Below are 1,713 nucleotides of genomic sequence, written 5' to 3'. Positions count from 1 at the left end.
GGCTTGGGGCGGGCGGGTTTCGGGCCGGGGCTTCAGGCGGGTGGGGCGAGGAGGGTGATCAGGCCGGTGACCGCCTGGTCGAAGGGGGCGGTGTCGCCGGCCGCGCGGGCCAGGACGTAGCCGCCCTGGAGGACGGCGACCACGGTCGCGGCGGTGCCGGACGGGTCGACGGACGGCGGGAGCTCCCCGTTCGCCCGGCCCTCGGCGAGGACCTCCGCGAGGCGGCCGCGCAGCCAGCCGAGGGTCTGTTCGACCGGGGCGCGCAGGACCGGGTCGGCCATCACCTCCGGGTCCTGGGTGAGCCGCCCGACCGGGCAGCCGCGCAGCACGTCGCGCTCGCGGCGCAGGTAGGCGGTGACCCGTTCGACGGCGGTGCCCGGGCCGGACAGCAGCCCGTCGGCGAGGGCGCGCAGCTCCTCGGCGGTGCGGGTGATCGCGGCCAGCGCGAGGTCCGGCTTGCCGGTGAAGTGGTGGTACATGCTGCCCTGCCCGGCGCCCGCGCGCTGCTGGATGGCTTTGGGACTGGTGCCGGTGTAACCGCGTTCCCAGAGGAGTTCGCGGGTGGCCTCGACCAGGCGGTCCGCGGTGGGGGCGGGCGGGGGTGCGATGTCGTTCCGTACGTTCACGGGCAGCACTGTACATACCAGTAGGTACAGCGGGGAAGGGCGGGGCCGGGGCGTGGTGACGGGCCGTCAGGGTGCTTCAGGCGGCGGCCGGTTCCTCCCGGGCGGTCCGGACGGCCGGGCCGACGGCGGACGGCAGCGCGGCCGACGGGTAGCGGTGCAGCAGGGCGGCCGCGACCTCGTCCGGGCCGACCGGCTTGCCCAGCTCGGTGGCGAACGCGCGCAGGTAGTCGCCGGTCCAGGCGACCGGGTCGGGCGGCGGGGCGGTGGCCGGCGTGGTCAGGTGGCGGTGGCCGGCGACCGTGCGCAGGGGCTCCAGGTCGGCCATCTCGTCGAGCAGACCGATCCACGCCTCGCGCTGGGCGGCCTGCGGGACCTCGGCCAGCCACGGGTGCACGTCCTGCCACAGCAGCGGCCCGCCCAGCAGCGTCCGGCTCCGGTGCTCCCACAGGTAGTGGTGGTCCGGCAGCCCCAGGGACGCCCCGCGCAGCTCCAGCCGGCGGTCCTCCAGCTCGACGGCGTCGCCCTCCAGCGGCTCCAACGCGACCAGGCGGGACGGGAGTTCCTCCCCGAGACCTGCCCACTCGGCGCGGATGGCCGGGTAGTCGTCCTCGATCCGGGCCCGCACCGGGGCCGGAGCCAGCAGCCGGGCCTCGGGGAACGCGTCCCGCAGCACCTCCGCCGCCAGCCACCACTCCGGCGCGTGGTGCGGCACCAGGACGGCGCCCAGCCGGCGCCCCGAGCGCTCCACCTCCCGGACCAGCCGGCGTCCGTCCGACAACCGCAACCCTGCACCGACCAGCACCGCCCGGTGCTGCCCGAGCACCAGCACCGCGGTCGTGTGCAGCGAGGCCCCGGGAAGATCCACCACGCGGAACTCCAACGGATGCATCGCGCCACCTCCTCCAACCGGGGACAGCCCTTTCACCAGGGTCCGCCGGGAGGGCGGTGGGCGCATGCGGGACGAGACGCGCCTGCGGTGGGGGGTGCGGGCGGGTCGCCTGAGGCAGGTGAGGCGGGTGAGGCGGGGGCGTGGTGGCGCGTGCGAGGCGGTTCGCTTGCGGTGGGTTGGGGGCGTGGGGTTCGGAGG

At 76.5% G+C, this 1,713-nt stretch carries 2 protein-coding genes; both read right to left on the bottom strand.

The features are described 5' to 3' along the window. Positions 1-32: 32 nt before the first annotated feature. Entirely contained in the window at positions 33-626 is a 594-nt protein-coding gene (locus IH44_RS0139795; protein ID WP_232795279.1) for a TetR/AcrR family transcriptional regulator, read from the bottom strand. Between the two features lie 76 nt (positions 627-702). Continuing rightward, positions 703-1,515 carry an MBL fold metallo-hydrolase gene (locus IH44_RS0139790; RefSeq protein ID WP_051818336.1) on the bottom strand — a complete coding sequence of 271 codons (813 nt, stop codon included), beginning with the start codon at positions 1,513-1,515 and terminating at the stop codon, positions 703-705. Between the last annotated feature and the right edge of the window lie 198 nt (positions 1,516-1,713).

Source organism: Kitasatospora sp. NRRL B-11411 (assembly GCF_000721345.1).
Classification (GTDB): Bacteria; Actinomycetota; Actinomycetes; order Streptomycetales; family Streptomycetaceae; genus Kitasatospora; species Kitasatospora cineracea.
This window is presented reverse-complemented; position numbering and strand designations above follow the sequence as displayed.